This window comes from Ignatzschineria larvae DSM 13226 (genome assembly GCF_038500265.1).
GTDB classification, from domain to species: domain Bacteria; phylum Pseudomonadota; class Gammaproteobacteria; order Cardiobacteriales; family Wohlfahrtiimonadaceae; genus Ignatzschineria; species Ignatzschineria larvae.
Map to the genome: position 1 here is coordinate 664559 of NZ_CP150637.1, position 18450 is coordinate 683008.

At 41.9% G+C, this 18450-nt stretch carries 16 protein-coding genes; 12 read left to right on the forward strand and 4 right to left on the reverse strand.

Annotation, left to right across the window (positions count from 1 at the left end):
• Positions 1-420 precede the first annotated feature (420 nt).
• The 6 genes from WMO13_RS02900 (at position 421) to dbpA (ending at position 6989) form a co-directional block, all read left to right on the forward strand.
• Complete coding sequence (locus WMO13_RS02900; RefSeq protein WP_342386904.1) at positions 421-777, forward strand: hypothetical protein; 357 nt, start codon at positions 421-423, stop codon at positions 775-777.
• A 426-nt stretch (positions 778-1203) separates the two neighbouring features.
• The gene (locus WMO13_RS02905) at positions 1204-2286 is read left to right on the forward strand and encodes a methionine ABC transporter ATP-binding protein (protein ID WP_051396052.1); all 1083 of its coding nucleotides are present in this window, start codon (positions 1204-1206) and stop codon (positions 2284-2286) included.
• Between the two features lie 3 nt (positions 2287-2289).
• Positions 2290-2964: a methionine ABC transporter permease gene (locus WMO13_RS02910; protein WP_026878242.1), complete on the forward strand. Its 675-nt coding sequence runs from the start codon at positions 2290-2292 to the stop codon at positions 2962-2964.
• 302 nt (positions 2965-3266) lie between these two features.
• A complete protein-coding gene (locus WMO13_RS02915; RefSeq protein ID WP_026878243.1) occupies positions 3267-4427 on the forward strand; it encodes an acyl-CoA dehydrogenase family protein in 1161 nt (386 codons plus the stop codon).
• 53 nt (positions 4428-4480) lie between these two features.
• Positions 4481-5413 (forward strand): MetQ/NlpA family ABC transporter substrate-binding protein, encoded by a 933-nt coding sequence (locus WMO13_RS02920; protein WP_245601133.1) that lies wholly within the window; start codon positions 4481-4483, stop codon positions 5411-5413.
• Between the two features lie 196 nt (positions 5414-5609).
• A complete protein-coding gene (gene dbpA, locus WMO13_RS02925) occupies positions 5610-6989 on the forward strand; it encodes an ATP-dependent RNA helicase DbpA (protein ID WP_026878245.1) in 1380 nt (459 codons plus the stop codon).
• A 312-nt stretch (positions 6990-7301) separates the two neighbouring features.
• On the opposite strand, the gene WMO13_RS02930 is transcribed toward dbpA, so the two are convergent.
• Both WMO13_RS02930 and glyA read right to left on the reverse strand, forming a co-directional pair.
• Positions 7302-7943, reverse strand: a complete 642-nt coding sequence (locus tag WMO13_RS02930) for a YdcF family protein (protein WP_026878246.1) — start codon at positions 7941-7943, stop codon at positions 7302-7304.
• Between the two features lie 216 nt (positions 7944-8159).
• Positions 8160-9419 carry a serine hydroxymethyltransferase gene (gene glyA / locus WMO13_RS02935; RefSeq protein WP_026878247.1) on the reverse strand — a complete coding sequence of 420 codons (1260 nt, stop codon included), beginning with the start codon at positions 9417-9419 and terminating at the stop codon, positions 8160-8162.
• 224 nt (positions 9420-9643) lie between these two features.
• Between glyA and WMO13_RS02940 the strand changes: the two genes are divergently transcribed.
• The 5 genes from WMO13_RS02940 to ychF all read left to right on the forward strand — a co-directional run bounded on the left by WMO13_RS02940 (position 9644) and on the right by ychF (position 15235).
• The gene (locus WMO13_RS02940) at positions 9644-10309 is read left to right on the forward strand and encodes a protein-L-isoaspartate O-methyltransferase family protein (RefSeq protein ID WP_026878248.1); all 666 of its coding nucleotides are present in this window, start codon (positions 9644-9646) and stop codon (positions 10307-10309) included.
• A gap of 180 nt (positions 10310-10489) precedes the next feature.
• On the forward strand, positions 10490-12733 hold the full coding sequence (parC, locus tag WMO13_RS02945) for a DNA topoisomerase IV subunit A (protein ID WP_026878249.1): 2244 nt from the start codon (positions 10490-10492) through the stop codon (positions 12731-12733).
• 81 nt (positions 12734-12814) lie between these two features.
• Positions 12815-13474 carry a 50S ribosomal protein L25/general stress protein Ctc gene (locus WMO13_RS02950; RefSeq protein ID WP_026878250.1) on the forward strand — a complete coding sequence of 220 codons (660 nt, stop codon included), beginning with the start codon at positions 12815-12817 and terminating at the stop codon, positions 13472-13474.
• Between the two features lie 87 nt (positions 13475-13561).
• Entirely contained in the window at positions 13562-14122 is a 561-nt protein-coding gene (pth, locus tag WMO13_RS02955; protein ID WP_034855178.1) for an aminoacyl-tRNA hydrolase, read from the forward strand.
• An 18-nt stretch (positions 14123-14140) separates the two neighbouring features.
• Positions 14141-15235 carry a redox-regulated ATPase YchF gene (gene ychF / locus WMO13_RS02960; protein WP_026878252.1) on the forward strand — a complete coding sequence of 365 codons (1095 nt, stop codon included), beginning with the start codon at positions 14141-14143 and terminating at the stop codon, positions 15233-15235.
• 240 nt (positions 15236-15475) lie between these two features.
• Here the strand turns inward: ychF and WMO13_RS02965 are convergent, their stop codons facing one another.
• Positions 15476-15859: a fluoride efflux transporter FluC gene (locus WMO13_RS02965; protein ID WP_034855180.1), complete on the reverse strand. Its 384-nt coding sequence runs from the start codon at positions 15857-15859 to the stop codon at positions 15476-15478.
• A 69-nt stretch (positions 15860-15928) separates the two neighbouring features.
• On the opposite strand from WMO13_RS02965, the gene ung reads away from it, so the two are divergent.
• Positions 15929-16609 carry a uracil-DNA glycosylase gene (ung, locus tag WMO13_RS02970; protein ID WP_270049092.1) on the forward strand — a complete coding sequence of 227 codons (681 nt, stop codon included), beginning with the start codon at positions 15929-15931 and terminating at the stop codon, positions 16607-16609.
• A gap of 216 nt (positions 16610-16825) precedes the next feature.
• Here ung and WMO13_RS02975 read toward each other — a convergent pair whose 3' ends face one another.
• Entirely contained in the window at positions 16826-18295 is a 1470-nt protein-coding gene (locus WMO13_RS02975) for a DASS family sodium-coupled anion symporter (protein WP_026878255.1), read from the reverse strand.
• Positions 18296-18450 lie beyond the last annotated feature (155 nt).

Below are 18450 nucleotides of genomic sequence, written 5' to 3' on the forward strand. Positions count from 1 at the left end.
AATCATAGAAGCTCTAAAGATTGTTTTAGAGCTTTTTTGTTGGCTGTTTATCTGAAACGACTAAGAAAATTAATCGCATCGCCGGGGAGAATGACCTCGTTCTTATCGCAATCGTGTGCCGGCATTATGGCAATCTCTCAAGGCCTATTCGTTCAATCTCTGCTATTGAGTTTGAGAGATTGAAAAATCACTCAATGGCGGGCGCGGGATTTTCATGGATTTGCAAACATTCTATCCCGCTATTAATCAGCTTTTATTTGAACCGACTAAGAGGAAAAATCGCATCGCCGGGGAGAATGACCTAGTTCTTATCGCAATCGTGTGCCGGCATTATGGCAACCTCTCAAGGCTTATTCGTCCATTAATTACTGTAAAGTTTGAGAGATTGAAAGATCACTCAATGGCGGGCGCGGGATTTTTATGGATTTGCAAACATTCTATCCCGCTATTAATCAGCTTTTATCTGAAACGACTAAGAAGATTAATCGCATCGCCGGGGAGAATGACCTCGTTCTTATCGCAATCGTGTGCCGGCATTATGGCAATCTCTCAAGGCCTATTTGTTCAATCTCTACTATTGAGTTCGAGAAATCAGAAGGTCGCTCAATGGCGGGCGCGGGATTTTCATGGATTTGCAAACATTCTATCCCGCTATTAATCAGCTTTTATCTGAAACGACTAAGAAGATTAATCGCATCGCCGGGGAGAATGACCTCGTTCTTATCGCAATCGTGTGCCGGCATTATGGCAACCTCTCAAGGCTTATTCGTCCATTAATTACTGTAAAGTTTGAGAGATTGAAAAATCACTCAATGGCGGGCGCGGTATTTTCATGGATTTGCAAATATTCTATCCCGCTATTAATCAGCTTTTATCTGAAACGACTAAGAAGATTAATCGCATCGTCGGGAGATGATTGGTCTTTTTCATTGAAAAAATTTTAAAAGTATATTGTTTTTATATGTTAAGTATGTTTTATTAGTAGGCAGAAACCGATCATTGTTTGAGTAAATGGTTGATTGGAATTGTTGAAATTATCTAAGTGTTATTGTTATAGGGAAAAATAGTGATGAATCATCAACGAGATAGCGTATTAAATATGTGCAGGGCAGAATTCCATAAAATGTGAGATAGTAAACAGTCAAATGATGATTTTTGTATCAGTTAGTAATAATGAAGTAATGGAATAGATGGAGTAATCCCGTGATTCAGTTTGAACATATTTATAAAACCTATCTACGTAATGGCGTAGAAACAGAAGCACTTAAAGATGTATCGCTACAGATTGCTGAGGGCGATATTTTTGGTGTTATAGGCTACAGTGGTGCAGGTAAAAGTACCTTGATTCGCTTAGTCAATGATATTGAAAGCCCTACGAGCGGGCGCGTGATTGTCAATGGGCAAGATCTTGCAACCTATAGCAAGAAAGAGCTGCGTATGGCAAAACGCAATATCGGTATGATTTTCCAACATTTTAATCTGCTAGAAACCAAAACAGTGGCAGAGAATATTGCAATGCCTCTAGTGTTAAGTGGCGAGCTTTCAAAATCAGCGATCAATAAACGAGTCGATGAATTACTACAATTTGTAGAATTACCCGATAAAAAAGATTCCTACCCAAGAGAGTTATCTGGTGGACAGAAACAGCGAATTGGAATTGCCCGTGCATTGGCCAATAGCCCGCAAATTCTACTTTGTGACGAAGCAACATCTGCGCTTGATCCACAAACGACGATCTCGATCTTGGATCTTCTGAAAAAGATCAATGAAGAGCAGGGAATTACTATTATGATGGTGACACATCAGATGGAAGTAGTGGAATATCTCTGTAATAAAGTGGCGGTGATGGAGCAAGGGCAAGTGATTGAAACCGGTCCTACTGTAGAAGTCTTTGGGAATCCGCAACATCCGACGACGAAGAGCTTTGTGCGCACAGTCATTGGAGATTCTATTCCGGAGCGCGTGCTTGCGAAACTCGATGATCCCACATTAACAGATATCTACCGCTTTGAGTTCTTAGAGCGTTCAGCGCAAGAGCCGGTGATCAATGCGCTTATTTTGCAAGGGGAAGTGGTGATTAATATCCTCTTTGCCAATATGATCGAGATTGATGGGCAGATTTTAGGCAGTACTTTCGTTCAGATGAAAGGGGCGCCCGATAAAGTAACAAAAGCAATTGCATTTCTTCGTTCTCACGGTGTACGAGTGACACCTGAAGGAACAAAACATTGTATTAATGTAACGGAAAAAGCGTTAAATTTTGATAGTTTGAGAAAGGATGCATAGATTATGTGGCAATGGTATACAGAAACCTTTAAAACACAGGTAACATTAGAACAATTTTTACAAGCCGGTTGGGAAACCTTTGTGATGGTAGGTGTTTCCCTTGTGATCGGAACCATTCTAGGTTCGATTATTGGGATCACTTTGGTTTTAACAAGACCAGGCGGCATCCACGCTTCGCCGGCATTTTATAAAATCCTCAATACAGTTGTGAATATCGTTCGTTCATTACCCTTTATTATTCTGATGGTGGCGATTATTCCTTTTACTCGAATGGTCGTGGGGACTTCAATTGGAACCGCAGCGGCGATCGTGCCACTGATTATCTATATTTCTCCGTTTATCGGTCGTTTAGTAGAGAGTTCTCTCTTAGAAGTCGATCACGGAATTGTGGAAGCCGCAGATTCAATGGGCGCATCTACTTTCCAATTAATTTGGAAGTTCTTATTGCCGGAAGCGCGAGGTTCTCTCATTCTCAACTTTACAACGGCAACGATTGGTTTAGTCGGGGCAACGGCGATGGCAGGTGCTGTCGGCGGTGGCGGTATCGGGGATTTAGCACTTAATTATGGTTATCAAAGATTTGATAGCGTAGCGATGTTCTATACTGTTGTGCTCTTGATTGTGATTGTTCAAGCAATTCAATCATTAGGGAATTTTCTCGCGAAACGTTATCACTAATGAGTATGTTAGAACGAGGTTCAAATACAAATTTAACAATGAATGAGAGAAGTAAGCTTTATCGCCCATTGTAGAGCCTCTTCGATCTTCCCCTTTATATGATTATTAGAGGAAAATTAATGATGACTAACCTATATAAGGAAGTATAGGAAACCAGAGCGAAACGGATTTTACTTCGTAAGGTGTTTAGTCGCGGACAACATTAATTTTCCTCTCTTCTTTATCTTTTCTTCCTACCCTTTTACTTCTATTCAATATGCGCTTTTTAGCGTGTAGTAGCCTTTTTTACCTTGGAGAAATGTATGTCTTTTGTGATCGATCTAGTCAAAGAGAGTCCAGAAACCCGCCTTGCCACTATTCAAGCGTTAGCGACAAAGTTTAAAGAGCGCGCTTATCAACACGATGTTGCAGGGACTTTTCCTTTAGAGAATTATGCAGATTTACGGGCGGTTAATTTCCCGGCATTAACAATTCCTATAGCGCTAGGTGGTGCCGGTATTTCGTTAGAAGAGATGCTACGTTTACAAGCTGAAATTGCCAAAAATGATGGTTCTACAGGATTAGCGATTGGTTGGCATATGGGCATTAGCAAGAACTTAGGGGAAACGGATGCTTGGGATGCCGCGCTCTATCAAGAGTTTGCAGCGGATGTAATCGCTAAAGGCGCTTTGATCAATAATGCCGCTTCAGAACCGGCAACCGGAAGCCCAACACGAGGTGGGCGCCCTGAAACAGCGGCGGTAAAAGTGGCTGATGGTTGGGTATTAAACGGTCGTAAAACGTTTACGACACTATCCCCTGTACTCGATTATATCGCAGTCAGTGCCGGTATTGAGGGTTCAGAGCAAGTTGGGAGCTTTCTCGTAAAACGGGATCTTCCCGGTGTTTCTATCGAAGAGACTTGGGATTCCATTGCAATGAGTGCAACCGGCAGTCACGACCTGGTATTAGATAATGTAAAACTGCGTCCTGAAGATCTTGCACAATATTTAACGCCGGGGAAAAAAGCGCCACAAGGTTGGTTATTGCATATTCCGGCGGTCTATTTTGGAATTTCAAAAGGTGCTTTTGAGGAAGCTGTTAATTTTGCTAATAGTTACTCATCGAATGCAATGAAAGGCGGTACAGTTGGGCAATTCCCCACAGTTCAGCAAAAAATTGGTCAGATTCGCGTCAAACTATTAGAGATGGAATATCTACTCTTTGGCGTTGCTCGTAAATGGGATCAAGCCTCGGAAGCTGAACGCCTCGAAATGGGGGATGAATTAGGTGTGGTGAAAGTTGCTATTGTGAATCAAGCGCTTTCGGTAGTCGATTTAGCGATGAGAATCGTGGGTGCGCGCAGCTTATCGCAAAAACATCCGCTCTCTCGAGCTTATCGAGATGTGCGAGCAGGACTACATAATCCGCCGATGGAAGATATGGTGTATACCCAATTGGCAAAATCGGTATTAACGCTTTAAAAGTACAATATTCTAAAAATGAAACGCTCTAAAATCGAGGGAATGGAGAGAGAATGATGATTAGGAAAATAGCAAAGATCACGAAAGTTGCGGGTATCACAGGCGTGAAAAGGGAAAAACGTGGGTCGTGCGAGAATAGGGGGGAACGTAAAAAAGGGCAATCTTGGTATTCATTATTATCAGTGAAGACTTTATCGATTGTTGCGCTATCAGGGCTATTAGTCGCCTGTGGCGCAAAAGAGGAGAATGATAAAAAGGTCATTGCCGGCTTTGGACCCTCAACGTATGTGGTGCAATTTGAAGAGGGTATTCGTCCGATTCTTGAGCGAGAAGGATTTGAAGTTGAGGTCAAAGTGCTATCGCAAAATTTACAGATTAATCCCGCTTTGAAAGAGGGGGCGATCAACCTTGCCGGTCATCAGAGTATTGCCTATATGGAAGAGATGAATCGGGAGCTCAATATGGAGATGATAAAGCTTGCAGATACGGCCAGTGCCCCGCAGACACTTCGCTCTGTGAAACATCAAACGTTAGCAGATGTCCGTCCGGGAATGACCGTTGCGATTCCTAATGATCCGGTGAATGCCGAGCGTGCGGCCCGTATTTTAGAATCGGTAGGTTGGGTGGCGGTGCATAATGAGGATGTGTCCCGCTTTAGTGTGCGAGATATTGAATCGCGGAATGGTATTAAAGTGATTGAAATCGATCCGGCACAAGGGCTTCGCGTATTAGAGGATGTGGATTTTGCGGTGATTAATGGGAATTATGTGGCTAATGCCGGCCTTAAAATGAATGATGCCTTAGTTGTCGAAAAAACGCCGATACAGCACGTTGTGATGGTCTCTATTCGTAGTGAAGATCAAGATAAACCTTGGGCGAAAGCTGTGAAAGCCGCTTATGAATCCCCTGAATATGAAGCTTATATTAAGAATAATCCGCTTTATGATGGTTTTATTCTACCGCAAGCTTGGGAAAACCGGCCTTAAGATTGTTCAATTGTAAGGCAATTTCGGAAGGATCGGTTAGGTATCGACTAAGTATCGATTAAGTATCGACAACTTAGATTCCTTGCAATCGTTCATCAGGATCTAGATAGAAGAGTGGTATACTAATGGAAGTTACCACTTTTTTTGTGGTGTTTTATTTTAGGAAGGATTTACTTTGTCACAGTCAGCTTCATCTATGGCTTTTAGCCAACTGCCGATCTCAAAAGCGCAATTACAAAATTTGGCATCATTACATTATGATGCAATGACACCGGTTCAAGCGGCGGCATTACCGATCGTCTTGCAGGGTAAAGATCTGATCGCACAAGCACAGACCGGGAGCGGTAAAACGGCGGCTTTTGGTATTGGTTTATTAGCTAAAATCAATGTGGAACGACTAGAGACACAGGCGCTGGTAATTTGCCCAACACGCGAATTAGCAGATCAGGTGAGTCAAGAACTTCGGCGGTTAGGGCGTTATCTACCGAACTTAAAAATTTCGGCTATCTGTGGCGGTACACCGATTCGCCAGCAAATTCATTCAATGGGGCAACACGCACCCCATATTGTGGTGGGAACACCGGGACGACTATTAGATCATCTTGAGCGTCGGACGCTTGATCTTTCGGCAGTGAAAGTCTTGGTACTTGATGAAGCTGACCGAATGCTCGATATGGGCTTTATGGAGGATATGCAAGAGATTATCCGCTATACCCCAGCTCAACGGCAGACGTTACTCTTTTCGGCCACTTTTCCGGATGATATCGATCGAATGAGTCAACGTATTCAACATCATCCTAAGCGTGTGACTATTGCTGTGACCACTGAAGAGAAGCCTGATATTGAGGAGAAGGTGATTGAATTGACCGATGGGCGCGATAAGATGAATATCACTGCGCGCCTTCTGTCTCAATATCAACCACAATCTACCGTTGTTTTCTGTAATACCATTGCCACGACTATTGAGTTAGTGGAATACCTGATTGAGCAAAATATTTCAGCGATTGCACTGCACGGAGATCTCGATCAGCGTGAACGGGATCGGGTATTGCTACAGTTTACCAATCAGAGTCGCCGGGTCTTAGTGGCAACCGATGTGGCGGCGCGCGGTTTAGATATTGATGATTTGGCAATGGTGATTAACTACGATATTCCTTTTGACCCTGAAGTCTATATTCATCGTATTGGCCGTACCGGAAGAGCGGGGAGAAGTGGTTTAGCCTTTATGTTGAGTCTTGCCGGCAAAGGGTTTAGAGTCACTGAGATCGAGAAATATCTAGAACGATCAATTCCTGTGATGTCGAGTGATGATCTGTCATCGACGATTGAACCACTCGTGGCTCCGATGGTGACGATCGAGATTAATGAAGGGAAAAAAGCGAAAGTGAGTGCCGGCGATATTGTCGGCGCTTTGACAGCGAATCAGCGTATTGCCGGAGCGGATATCGGTCAGATTACCCGTTTTACCTTTCAATCTTATGTCGCTATTGCAAAAGAACTCGCTTCTGTGGCCGTCAAGCAGATCGAAGCGCGTCCACTCAAAGGTTTACGTTGTAAGGCAAGGATTGTGAAGTAAGGAGTGTTAAGTGAGGTTTGTGAAAGATCGATACCTCAATAACAGACCAAGCGCCGTTTCTCATTATGTTTCTAAATGTTTCTAATCAGATTACTGCTGCTTGAATCATAAATTATAGTAAGGTCGGTTCAAAATAAGCATTATTAAAATGCCGGCGCATCGGCTGATCGAGGCAAGGTAGCCATTCTATCCGGCATCTTGCCAGTGTTATTGAGTAAGGTTCTATGGTTTTTTTAAATCATATATTAGCTGCTTAAAAAAACATTTTTCTTAAACCAAAATTACTATAATTAGTAGTGAATTATCAGTGGATCAGGAGCGGCCTCTTCTTGGCGCAGGATTTTCAAAAAACCAAGCATTAATCAGCGCTAAGGGCTCTCTAATATAAGCGCGAAAGCGAGAGTTCCAATCTTGCGGTGTCGGTGCGCCAATGCCGGAGATATTGTCTAATCCCGAACGTTTCGCAAGCATCATCGCTCTTGGAAGCTGGTAATCATTGGTGACCACCACTACCTTTTTACCAAATGGCTGTAAAGCGCTAGAGTTGATGAATTGATGGGCAATACGGGTTGAATCTTCTTCGAGCGTAATTTGTGCTGCGGGAACACCATTAGCAATGAGATACTCTTGCATGACTTTAGCTTCACTCTTATTCGTCTGCTGATTCTGTACACCGGTGGAGATAATCTGCGCGTTAGGATGTACTTTCCAGTAATCGAGTGCGGCATCTAAACGGGATTGTAACCGTTGATTCGGTTGAGTGGATGAGCTCTCAACACCTGTCCCTAAGATCAAAATCGTATCGGCATCACGTGCAGGGTGAAGATATTGACTTTGAATATAGATTACCGCATTACCGATTGAGATAAGGATCACAAGCAGTATGCTAAGCGCAATGACAGAACGGCTGACAAAACCTAAGAAATGAAGAAATGCATGAGATTGTTGAGCCATAGAGGTTGTTTTTATTGTTATTGCTAATGTGATAGGAGTGGAAGAGCTTGATTATATTTTGTTATGTAGCTTTTGCCTAATAGGAAAACAGAGATGGATGGTATATGCAATGAATTTTTAGATCTATAGAGTAGAAAAAAACCGCATAATCCAAAGGGTTGCGCGGTTTTTTTATTATACTAATTTTGAACGTAAAATATTATATATTTTGTAAACTTAGAGTACTGAGTCAGGATAGACCGGGAACTTTTCACAAAGTGAGACAACATTTTTAGCCACACGCTCAATGACCGAATCATCATCGATATTATCGAGTACATCACAGATCCAATTGGTGAGCAGATCGCATTGTGCTTCTTTGAAGCCACGAGTTGTAATTGCCGGTGTACCAATACGAATACCTGAAGTCACAAACGGTGATTGAGGGTCATTAGGCACCGAGTTTTTATTCACAGTAATATTTGCACGACCTAATGCTTCATCGGCTTGTTTACCGGTCAAACCACGATCAATTAGATCTACAAGCATTAAGTGGTTATCCGTGCCATTTGACACGATTTTGTAGCCACGAGATTGGAATACACGCGCCATTGTTTTGGCATTAGTAATCACTTGTTGTTGGTACTCTTTAAATTCCGGTTGGAGCGCTTCTAAGAATGCAACTGCTTTCGCTGCAATGACGTGCATTAATGGACCACCTTGAATACCAGGGAAGATCGCGGAATTGAGTTTTTTCTCAAGTTCGGGGCGATTTTTGGTGAGGATTAAACCGCCACGTGGGCCACGTAATGTTTTGTGGGTTGTGGTTGTGACAACATCTGCATAATCCATGGGATTAGGGTAGAGGCCGGCGGCAACTAAACCTGCAACGTGGGCGATATCCGTAAAGAGGTAAGCGCCGACTTTATCGGCAATCTCTCTAAAGCGTGGGAAGTCTAAGGTTTTTGAGTAAGCAGAGAAACCTGCGACAATCATTTTTGGTTTATGTTCGAGCGCTAAACGTTCTACCTCATCATAATCAATTAAACCATTACTATCGACACCATAATGTACGGCGTTATAAGTACGGCCAGAGAAGTTGACTTTTGCACCATGAGTTAAGTGACCGCCATGATCAAGGCTCATTCCAAGTACCGTGTCGCCAGGATTTAAGAGCGCAAGATAGACTGCACCATTGGCTTGAGAACCTGAATGAGGCTGAACATTGGCATAATCGGCACCAAATAATTCTTTGGCTCTTTCGATGGCTAAAGATTCGGCGATATCAACATATTCACAACCCCCGTAATAGCGCTTATTAGGATATCCTTCAGCGTATTTATTGGTTAATTGTGAACCTTGTAATTGCATGACTAAAGGGGAGCAGTAGTTTTCAGAGGCGATCAACTCAATATGATCTTGTTGTCGACGATTTTCTAACTCCACAGCTTCAAAAAGTGCAGGGTCAAAGGCTTTTAAAGAGATGTTTGTAAACATGTATCTATTCCTTAGAAATTGAAGAATAAGAGAGTGGTGCACTGTTAGTGTAGTTTTTCTGTAATTTCCTTGCAAGAGTTCTTGTTTAATAATTTCAACCCATTTTTGAATAGTGGTATTATGTTATAATTATTCGAATTTAAGATGTAGTACCTTCATTAATACCCAATAGATATATCCAATAGTATCCAATTGCTTTGAAAACGCTTTTAAAAGGTGGAAAAATGTTAGATAACGAACTGAAAATCCAACAAGCTCGGACCAATATGATTCAACAGATGTTAAGACCTTGGAATATTTTGAATCAACGAGTATTAGATGTTTTTGATACGGTATCCCGTAATCAATTTGTACCGAAAGAGTATGAAGCAGTTGCGTTTTCTGAGACGCGTATTCCGCTTGATGAAAATCATCTGATGTTGTCCCCTGTATTTGAAGGACGGTTTTTGCAAGAGATTGCGATTCAAGATCATGAGCGTGTATTGATCGTTGGTTCAGGCAGTGGTTTTTTAGCCGCTTGTGCTTCACGTTTAGGTAAAGAAGTGGTTGCAGTGGATTTGGTTGAACGCTTTAACACCACTGCTGAAAGTATTACTCGTGAATTAGGTTTTACCAATATCGAGTATCAAACAGGCGATATCAAAGCGCTCTATAATAAGTTAGGCACTTTTGATGCAATTATTTTTACAGGTTCTATGCCAGAAATGTCTGAAGAGTACTACGCTTTATTGAATGAAAAGGGTCGTATTCTTGCAGTGGTCGGGCCTGAAAATGCGATGAGCATTACGATTTTTACTAAAGTTGCCAATGAAATTCGCACAGAGAGAGTATTAGAGCGTAATTTAGAGCGCTTAGTCGGATTTGAAGACCAACCACAGTTTGTCTTCTAGGCATTTTCTATTGCGCGCGCATAAAATTGCGCATCATAGATACCCATCTATATAATCAATTATTTAGATGGGTTTTTGTTTTATAACGTATTGTTTATAGCTGATGGCGCAATTTGACAATATATAGGCAACATAGCACGCATTATTTGCGTATTTTTAAAGATTATTGATGAGAGAGATATGAGTCAGTTATCGAATAACAATTTTGAAGTACGGCCTATGGCTGAATTTGCCGAAGAGGCTTATTTAAATTATTCCATGTATGTGATTATGGATCGAGCGTTGCCCTATATTGGTGATGGCTTGAAGCCGGTGCAACGTCGGATTATTTATGCAATGAGTGAGCTTGGTTTAAATGCAAGTTCAAAGCCTAAAAAATCGGCACGTACGGTTGGGGATGTACTCGGGAAATATCATCCTCATGGCGATAGTGCATGTTATGAAGCGATGGTCTTAATGGCGCAGCCTTTCTCATATCGTTATCCTTTAGTGGATGGACAAGGAAACTTTGGTTCGCTTGATAACCCGAAATCCTTTGCTGCGATGCGTTATACCGAATCAAAACTCTCTAAATATGCTGAAACATTATTGCGTGAATTAGGAGAGGGAACGGTTGAATGGATACCAAACTTCGATGGTTCGCTTGAAGAGCCAAAACTCCTGCCGGCACGTTTACCCAATATCCTCTTAAATGGAGGAACAGGGATTGCTGTGGGGATGGCAACCGATATTCCACCTCACAATCTTCGTGAAGTCGCCCAAGGTGTCTGCGCACTCATTGATGAACCGACATTATCGCTTGCCCAATTAACGAAGATCATTCCAGCACCGGATTATCCTACAGGAGGCGAGATTATTACGCCTAAAGCCGAGCTTCTTTCCATTTATGAGAAAGGGCGTGGTTCTGTAAAAGTGCGCGCGCGCTATCGGCAAGAGAATGATGCGATTGTGATCTATGAATTGCCGTATCAAGTTTCAGGTGAAAAGATTCAGCAAGATATCGCCGCACAGATGCAGGCCAAAAAATTGCCAATGATCGAAGATATTCGAGATGAATCGGATCATAATGAACCAGTACGGATCGTCTTGATGCCAAAATCGAATCGTGTTGACGTGGAGATGGTGATGAATCATCTTTTTGCCACTACAGAGCTTGAGAAATCATTCCGCGTGAATCTGAATATGATCGGGCTTGATCTTAAACCAAAAGTGAAATCCCTCAATCAGATTCTGTTGGAGTGGATTGAGTTCCGTAGAGATACGGTGATTAAGCGTTTGACATTCCATAAAAACAAGATCGAAAAACGATTACATCTCTTAGAAGGTTTGCTAATCGCCTTTTTAAATCTTGATGAAGTGATTCGGATTATTCGCTTTGAAGATGAGCCAAAAGCTGAGCTCATAGCACGTTTCAATTTAAGTGAGATGCAAGCGGATTATATTTTAGAGACAAAATTACGTCAGCTTGCTAAACTTGAAGAGATGAAATTGAAAGGGGAAGAGTCCGATCTTCGTGAGAAGCTCAATGATATTCTTGCGCACCTTGCAAGTCCTGAGATGATCAATGATCTGATCAAGCGAGAAGTGATGGACGATTCTGAAAAATATGGTGATGATCGTCGCTCGAAAGTAGTGGAGCGAGAAGCCGCTGAAGCGATTGATGAGTCAGTATTAGTGTCGAATGAACCCGTAATGGTGGTCATCTCTAAAATGGGGTGGGTGCGTGCGGCGAAGAGTCTTGATATCGATCCTGAAGCGCTCAATTACAAAACGGGGGATGGTTATCTCACCTCTTGTATTGGCCGTAATAATCAGCAATTAGTTCTCTTTGATAGTACAGGAAGAACGTTCAGCACGCCGGCACATACATTGCCGACTGCAAGAACGGCCGGAGAGCCGATTACGACAAGAATTAATCTTACAGATGATGCCAAAATTGAGCATATCATTTTGGATAAAGAGGATAGCCATTATTTATTAGCTGCATCAAATGGTTATGGTTTTATCGCACAATATAGTGAATTTATAACTAGGCAGAAAGCTGGAAAAGTGACGGTCAATCTTGGGGATGCAATCCTTTTACCACCCCGTAAAATTGAGAGTATTGCCGATCAATGGGCGATTGTGGTGAGTGAGCAAGGGCGTTTCTTGGTGGTACCACTATCAGAGTTACCTGTATTAGCAAAAGGAAAGGGTAATCAACTCATCGCCATTCCAGGAGCGCAGTTTAAAGCCAAACAGGATTCTCTTGTGGGAATTTTGGTGATCTCGAAAGAGGATACGCTTGAGGTTGAATATGGCAAACGTCGCTTCAAGTTACTGCCGGAAGAGTGGGCACTACTGATTGATGAGCGGGGTAAACGTGGGAAAGAGTTACGCCTTAATTTGCGGTTAAAAGCGATAAGCATTGCAAACGAAGCGTAATCGCCGTATAATCACGAGCTTGACTGTTACAACTGGTCGCGGTTGTAACGCATTTTAAACAATATATTATTGGAGTGACTAATGTCAGATTTTATTTTTGAAGCTACCGTTCGTTCAGATATGGGTAAAGGTGCGAGCCGCCGCCTACGTCGCGAAGGAAATATCCCTGCAATCGTTTATGGTGCAGGCAAAGATGCAGTAAGCTTAGTTTTAAACCACAACGCGGTATTAAAAAATTTCCGTCATGCAGATATCTACACCTCAATTTTGACATTGAAAGTAGATGGCAAAGATGAAGCTGTAATTTTACGTGATGTTCAACGTCATCCATACAAGCCTATCATTACCCATTTAGACTTCTTACGCGTTCGTGCAAATGAAGCAATCGTGGTTGATATTCCTGTTGAATTAATCAATGATGAGAAAGCAAAAGGCGTTGTTCACGGCGGTATCGTTCTTCTTCATGAAGCAACACTTGCAGTATCATGTTTACCAAAAGATCTTCCACATGTAATTCAAGTGGATATTGCTGATCTTGATATCGGCGAGCACATCATGATTTCTGATATTCCTGCAATTCCAGGTGTTGAATTTGTTAACATCATGAATGAAGAGGAAATGAATGACCAACCTGTTGTTGCTATCGTTGAACCTCGTACTGCAGCTGAAGAGACAGAAGCGGAAGAGGGTGAAGCAACTGAAGAAGCTGCAGCTGAAGAAGAAGCTGAAGATAAAGAGTAATTTTGAAAAAGTGGTAATATGCGCTGAGATCAGCCTAATTAGATCAGTATATTGCCACCCTTTCTCTCATAACTTGAGTATTTCAGTATGATAAAAATGATTGTAGGCTTAGGGAATCCTGGGCTTCAATATGCAAGAACCCGCCATAATGCGGGTTTTTGGTTTATTGATAGTATTAGAAATAGCCCCCTAGCGCTCAATAATCGCTTTAAGGGATTAGTAGGTGAGCAACTTTTTGGAGTACAAAAGGTTCATCTCTTGATGCCTGAAACGTTTATGAATAAAAGTGGTGAATCAGTAGTGGCACTTGCCCTTTTTTATAAAATCTTACCAGAAGAGATCCTAGTGGTTCATGATGAGTTAGATCTAGAACCAGGAACTGCACGCTTCAAAAAAGGGGGGGGGCATGGTGGGCATAATGGTCTTAAGAGCATTATGGCGCTCTTAGGATCAAAAGATTTTATGCGGCTTCGGATCGGTATTGGTCATCCTGGGCATGCTTCTCAAGTATCGGGATACGTATTAGCAAAGACGCCTGAAGCGGATGAGAATGCTATTTTTAGATCGATTGATGCAGCCCGAAGTGTCTTGCCTCAATTCGTGGCAGGTGAATATGAAAAAGCGATGAATGAGCTTCATCGACAATAAATTTTAAAGGAATCTTGTATGGCTATTCAGTGTGGAATTGTAGGTCTTCCGAATGTTGGTAAATCAACACTTTTTAACGCATTAACCAATGCCGGCATTGATGCGGCAAACTACCCATTTTGTACTATTGAGCCGAATGTTGGTCGTGTTAATGTGCCTGATGAGCGGTTAGCGCCCCTTGTTAAAATCGTGAATCCTGAGCGTGTTCAACAAACCTATATCGACTTTGTAGATATCGCAGGTTTAGTTGCAGGTGCTTCAAAAGGGGAAGGTTTAGGGAATCAATTCTTAGCGAATATTCGTGAAACGGATGCCATTGCTCATGTGGTTCGTTGTTTTGAGAATGATGATATTGTGCATGTTTCAGGGCAAATTAATCCCATTGATGATATTGAAGTGATCAATACAGAATTAGCGCTTGCGGATTTAGCAAGTGCTGAGAAAGGTGTTCAGCGCCTTGAGCGTATTGCGAAAGGTGGCGATAAAACTGCGATTGCACAAGTTGAGCTGTTAAAAAATAAGGCATTACCTGTTCTGAATGAAGCGAAAAGTCTTCGTTCATTAGGCTTAGATGCAGAAGAGAAATTGTTGCTCCGGGATTTCCATTTCTTGACATTAAAACCGGTGATGTATATTGCCAATGTGAATGAAGATGGGTTTGAGAATAATCCGTTACTTGATGCTGTAGAAGCGTATGCAGCAGAAGAGAACTCATTTGTGGTGCCGATCTGTGCGGCAATTGAAGCAGAGATTTCTCAATTAGATGAAGAAGATAAAGAGATGTTCTTAGCGGATATGGGATTTGAAGAACCAGGATTAAACCGCGTTATTCGTGGGGGCTATCAGCTTTTAAATTTGGAAACTTATTTCACGGCGGGTGTTAAAGAAGTTCGTGCTTGGACAATCAAAAAAGGCTCTACTGCACCGCAAGCCGCCGGCGTTATCCATACCGATTTTGAACGCGGCTTTATCCGAGCAGAAGTGATTGCTTATAATGACTTTGTTGAGTTTGGCGGTGAAAATGGCGCTAAAGAAAAAGGTAAAATGCGCTTAGAAGGAAAAGAGTACATTGTACAGGATGGCGATATTATCCATTTCCGTTTCAATGTATAAGTTGGATTGACTGATCTTTCAGTCATGATAGTAATATTTAAACCAATCACTGTTCACTGAAGTGGACAGTGATTTTTTATATTGTTTGTAGGGAATAATGAGATCAATGAAGTATAGTGTAGTAAATTTGGTTTAAGAAAAATGATTTTAAACAACACTTGCAAGATGCCGGATAGAATGGCTTCCTTACTTATTACAGCCGATACGCCGGCCCTTAAATAAGCTTATTTTGAACCGATCTTACGATACAACACGTTGCATTAAGGTAAAGCCCGCAAAAGTCGCGCTAATGGCTCCCAGAAAGTGAAGTAATATCAGCAAAAATGCATAGAGATAAGCGCGATTTTGCAGTAGATTCATTGCCTCAAGTGAGAAGCTAGAGAAGGTTGTCAAGCCCCCACAAAATCCGACAATGAGAAATAGACGGATTGTTTGATCCGGTTTTTGTAGTAAGTAGCCGGCAATAGCGCCTGCTAATAATCCACCGATAATATTAACTAGTAATGTTGAGATCTGAATAGGGGTTGTGAGTTTTGTTTCAATAAGCGTGAAAAGATAGCGACAGCCACCCCCGAGGGAAGCGCCGAGCATAACAATGAGGAGATTTTGAATGATGTTTGGCATATTAATCTTCCTTGATTACAATGAGGTCATTGTGTTTAAAGTGATAAATAATAGCGATAAGGAGTTCTTGTGGAATTTGATTTAACGAATATTGATCCGAATTGGGTTGATTTTATCAAAAATGAGATGACAAAGCCTTATTTTAACAAGATAAAATCAGGAATTGCTCATTCATTAGAGGAGGGGGTGAACGTTTTTCCACCCTTAGAGAATATTTTCAGTGCCTTTCAATGTGCACCGGATAAGATCAAAGTAGTGATTTTAGGTCAAGATCCCTATCACGGCTTTGGACAAGCGCATGGTTTAGCCTTTTCAGTCCATCAAGGCGTTAAAATCCCGCCTTCGCTTCGAAATATTTATCAAGAATTAGCAACTGATATCCCGGGGCTTAAAATTCCTCAAGAAGGGGATTTGACCGCTTGGAGTGAGCAAGGTGTATTTTTACTCAATACAGTATTGACGGTGGAAGAGGGGAAGGCTCACTCTCATGCATTGATTGGTTGGGAGCAATTTACTTCGGCAGTGATTGATTATTTAGCGATGAATTATGAAAATCTTGTCTTTATTCTTTGGGGTAGTCATGCGCAGAAGAAAGGGGCTAAAATTGATCGATCTAAACATCTGATATTAGAAAGTGCACATCCCTCGCCACTATCGGCTTATCGTGGTTTCTTGGGTTCACGCCCTTTCTCTCAAACGAATGCCTATTTAGTAGCACAAGGTAAAGATCCGATTGAATGGCAGTTATAACGTTTTTAATTTATGAATAATCGTTATTGCAATCGACATAGCTTGGGTTATTGATTAAGTTCTGACATAAGAAAACCGGCCATCTTAAAAGGTTCTTCTTTAAAGATCGCCGGTTTTTGTATCTTTGCTATATATCACTATATATCACTATATATGGCATCACATTAAATATGCTATCTAGTTATTTTTTGAGTATAAAGGGTGTTTCTCTTCTGTCTACCAATAACCAAGCATTTTCCACCACATACCGCCGATGTAGAACCAGATGGCAAGGTTGACGACACTCATCACGAATCCAACACGCCACCATTCGCCTAAGGTTGCGTAATTTGAACCGAAGATAATGGGTGCAGTCCCTGTTGCATAGTGGGTTAACGACATCATCAGTGATGATGAGAATGCTAGGGTAAGTGCTAATAGCATTGGTGGTGCTCCGAGTGCGACACCTGCGGCTAAGAAAGCGGCAAACATAGCAGTGATATGTGCTGTTGTACTTGCGAAGAAGTAATGGGTATAGACATATACAAGTACAAGGATGAGCATTGAAATAACCCAACCAAAGCCGAGAACATCAATACTACTACTTACCGCGCCGGCAAGCCATTTGATTAATCCAAGTTTGCCAAGGAAGGTGGCCATCATGATGAGCGCGGAGAACCAGACAACGGTATCCCATGCACTTTTATGTTTTAGTGCTTCATCCCAAGTCAGAACACCGGTGAGAAGGAGAATTGCAAGCCCGATAAAAGCGGCAGTGGTTGCATTGATAGGGAAGCCAAAGAGAAGATCAGGCACTTCCGCCCACATTAAGAGCAAGAGAATAAATACACCTGTGGTGATTTTTTCTGCTAGTGAGAATTTGCCTAATTTTTTGAGCTCTGCACGGGCAAGTTCAGGTGCATTAGGTGTTTTCTTGATTTCAGGTGGACAGATAAAATAGATCACTAATGGCATAATGATGAGAGATAGAATACCGGGAACTGCTGCGGCAATAGCCCAGGCACTCCAGCTTAAACGGAACTCTGAACCTAAACCTTCCGCAATCAAGTTAACGATCATAGGGTTCGGTGCGGTTGCAGTTATGAACATTGCTGAGGTGATTGGGTTGGTATTGTAGTTCACTAATGCCAGGAAGCGTCCCATTTTTTTCGATGATGCATGATCATCAGGCATAGAATCAAAGCTTGTGGCAATAGAGCGCATAATGGGATGAATAATTCCACCGCCCCGAGCGGTATTACTGGGTGTGACCGGCGCTAAAATGAGCTCCGAGAAGGTGAGGGAATAAGCAATTCCGAGCGTTCTCTTGCCAAAGAGTGATATGAGCCAGTAACCAATACGAGCCCCTAAACCTGTTTTGGTAATACTGATAGAGATGATCATGGAGATCCCGATTAACCAGATCAGGTTATTTGAAAAGCCACTCAGTGCATCATCTAATGCAGCTTTTGCATTTCCGGGATTAGTGACTTGTGTGACAGCAACGGTTGCAATGGCAATAATTGAAATTGCACCAATAGGAAGGGCTTTGCCGATAATCGCAGCAATGGTACCGATGAAGAGAGCTAATAGATGCCAGGCATTTTCTTGTACACCTTCAGGTGGAGGGATAATAAACCAAATAACGAGGGTTATTCCGAGGGCAATAAGTCCAGGAATAGGTTTAACCGGTTTTAACGATTCCATGAGATCTCCTTTATAGGTCATCATCTAAAATCTTAGAAAGTTTCAAACACAAATCGAAGAGTTAAAATAATACAAAAATAGATTAACTCCTGTAAATATATATAATATTTTCACTTCAAATATTCTGCACTGAGCAAATGCCGTAAAAGCCTCTT